The organism is Pseudoalteromonas sp. SR45-5 (assembly GCF_014163565.1).
Taxonomy (GTDB): Bacteria; Pseudomonadota; Gammaproteobacteria; order Enterobacterales; family Alteromonadaceae; genus Pseudoalteromonas; species Pseudoalteromonas distincta.
The window spans coordinates 1-2783 of sequence record NZ_JACJDN010000531.1 but is presented as its reverse complement, the minus strand read 5'-3'; the positions used below and the strand labels follow the sequence as shown (position 1 = coordinate 2783).

4 protein-coding genes are annotated in these 2783 nt (G+C 37.5%); all 4 read left to right on the top strand.

Annotated features, from left to right (window positions below; all coding sequences use genetic code 11):
* The first annotated feature begins 19 nt into the window (after positions 1–19).
* The 4 genes from H5072_RS16130 to H5072_RS16115 all read left to right on the top strand — a co-directional run bounded on the left by H5072_RS16130 (position 20) and on the right by H5072_RS16115 (position 2513).
* Positions 20–1255: an NRAMP family divalent metal transporter gene (locus tag H5072_RS16130; RefSeq protein ID WP_404936333.1), complete on the top strand. Its 1236-nt coding sequence runs from the start codon at positions 20–22 to the stop codon at positions 1253–1255.
* 79 nt (positions 1256–1334) lie between these two features.
* On the top strand, positions 1335–1541 hold the full coding sequence (locus tag H5072_RS16125; RefSeq protein WP_182694097.1) for a hypothetical protein: 207 nt from the start codon (positions 1335–1337) through the stop codon (positions 1539–1541).
* Positions 1542–1563: 22 nt separating this feature from the next.
* Positions 1564–2019: a GNAT family N-acetyltransferase gene (locus tag H5072_RS16120; RefSeq protein WP_182694096.1), complete on the top strand. Its 456-nt coding sequence runs from the start codon at positions 1564–1566 to the stop codon at positions 2017–2019.
* A 65-nt stretch (positions 2020–2084) separates the two neighbouring features.
* A complete protein-coding gene (locus tag H5072_RS16115; protein ID WP_007584766.1) occupies positions 2085–2513 on the top strand; it encodes a DUF4160 domain-containing protein in 429 nt (142 codons plus the stop codon).
* The last annotated feature ends 270 nt before the right edge of the window (positions 2514–2783 follow it).

The following is a 2783-nucleotide window of genomic DNA, read 5'->3' as shown; positions in this document are numbered from 1 at the left end:
CACATATTTTGAGAAATTAATGCACACAACAAAAGCAGTATGGAAGTCTCGACTAGGTGCGCTTGGACCTGGAATACTCATGGCAACAGCCGCTATTGGCGGATCTCACCTAGTTGCCTCTACGCAAGCTGGAGCAATATTTGGTTGGCAACTATTTTGGCTTATCCTCGTTGTTAATGTTTTAAAATATCCGTTTTTTCGCTTTGGTATGGAATACACACTCGCGACTAAAAATAGCCTAGTGGAGGGCTATAAGAGTAAAGGCCCGTTTTATTTTTACAGCTTTATTGGCTTAAACATTGTAGCCGCTGTTGTTAATACCGCTGGCGTATTACTGCTTACCGCAAGCTTACTGCATTACGCCTTACCTGAGGTTATCGAAGTAACCTTACTTTGTTGGATGCTGCTGGGTGTATGTTTAGTTATATTACTACTTGGGCACTTTAAAGCGCTAGATAACGTTGCCAAAGGCATTATGGGGCTGCTTACGCTCGCTACTTTGATTGCCCTTGCCATTGCATTTAGTAACGGCCCAATGGCACCTGCTGATTATGTGGGTCCTTCACCGTATGAACTTGCCATGCTTAGCTTTATGGTGGCTTTAATGGGCTGGATGCCAGCACCTATCGAAATATCTGCATTAAGTTCTTTATGGCTAAAAGAAAAACAAGCGCAGCAAACAGTTTCTAAAAGCCAAGGCTTGTTCGATTTTAACGTAGGTTACTGGCTTACAGCTGGCTTAGCCTTGGTATTTTTTAGCTTAGGTGTATTAGTGCAGTACGGGCAAACCAGTAGTATAGAACTCGGCGGTGTCGCGTTTGCCAAGCAGCTTATTGATATGTACGCATTAACAATAGGCGAGTGGGCAAGGCCGCTTGTATCAGCAATCGCCTTTTTATGTATGTTTGGCACTACACTCACCGTGCTAGATGGCTACGCCCGCACGCTTAACGAATCTCATAAACTACTTGGCTTTAAGCAATCAAAACACAGCCTAAATATTTGGCTTGTACTGCAAGCACTAGCTGGCATGGCCGTTATTTTATTCTTTAAATCAGCCCTTGGTCCAATGCTTACGTTTGCAATGACACTTTCGTTTGTTACAACACCTGTTTTTGCATGGCTTAACTTTAGCTTAGTGCGCTCAGAGCCTGATATTAAACACAGCGTGTTACTGCGCTGTTTAAGTTGGTTAGGTTTGGTGTATTTAGTTGGTTTTGCCCTAGCGTTTATAGTGTGGAAGCTAGCTGCATAAACCAATTATATAAATATGATATTTTTAAGTTAGTTAAGTATATATGTAGGCATTAATTTGAGTTTATGAGGAAAGTGACATGAAATTTGATATGTCTATTACAGATAATTTTCCATCCTTTTTTGATGAACAAAAAGAAAGATATATTTTTATTGATAGCTTTGATAATAAAACATTTGAGGTGCGAGTAGGGGATTTAGATAACTCGAAATCAGTCGGTAGCGTTTTAGCTTCTAATAATGATGAATTGAATGTTAAGTTATTGGCGCTTTACAATAAATATTAATACACTAAAAAATGAGCTATAAATGAAAATTAAAACAGGCGAGCTTTCAAATCCTGAAGTTATAAAGCTACTACAAGCACACCATAACGATATGCTAAAGCACTCACCTGTTGAGAGCGTGCATGCACTTGATGTGAGCAAACTCACTCAGCCCGATATAACTTTTTATAGCTTATGGATTGATAATAATTTAGCGGGTGTTGGCGCTTTAAAAGCACTAAATACAACGCATGGCGAAATTAAATCAATGCGCACATCAAGCAACTATTTACGCCAAGGCATCGCTGCTAAATTGCTCACGCATATTATTGAGCAAGCGACCTTGCGAGGTTATAAAAAGTTAAGTTTAGAAACAGGCACTGCAAAGGCATTTTTACCCGCACAAAAGCTTTACGCTCAATTTGGCTTTAAAGAGTGCGAACCATTTGGTGATTATGAGTTAGATCCGTACAGCTTGTTTATGAGTAAAGCGCTTTGAATTAATAAGAAATATAATTAGTCTTCGTTTAGAACCTTAAATTAAATTTTAACACAGGAATATTTATGTCATTTAAAGGAACTAAGTGGTTCTATGAGGATTCGCCTGAACAGTTTGAGTCGTTAGATGAGCTAACCGAGCACCTTCATTCTTTGTTGTCTTCACAGACTCTAGTTAGTGATGATATAGATCCGGATGGACCTGTTTTAACTGAAATAAAGCAATTAGTTAAAAGGGTTGATGGTCTTAAAATAGAGATTTATTCTAACGAACACCCTCCACCACATTTTCACGTTATTACCTCAGACTCGAAAGCTTCTTTTAGGCTTGATAATTGTGAATTAATTGAGGGTAGCTTAACAAGCAAACAAAAAAGAAAAGTTGAATATTGGTTTAATGAAATGAACGCAAAGAAAGCATTGATTTCAGTTTGGAACAATACAAGGCCTGCAAACTGTACAGTAGGGAAGTATTATGAAATTGGTAACGAATAAGTATATCGACGTTTTATAGGTATGTAGGCGTTACTTAATTTAAATAAAATAGAAATTAATAATGAACCCATTAAAAAGAGCGAAAGCTAATTTTTAAAGGAAAGTTGCAAAAGCAACAGGTATTCCAACATCAAGAACAGGTCGAGCACGTAAAGTTGATAGAATGAAGGGTTATATATTAATTGGAATAATAGTTCTTTTAATGTACGTATTTAATAATTGACGCAGTTTTTTATCGATTTATCTATCAGCTACTTCATAAATAATTGG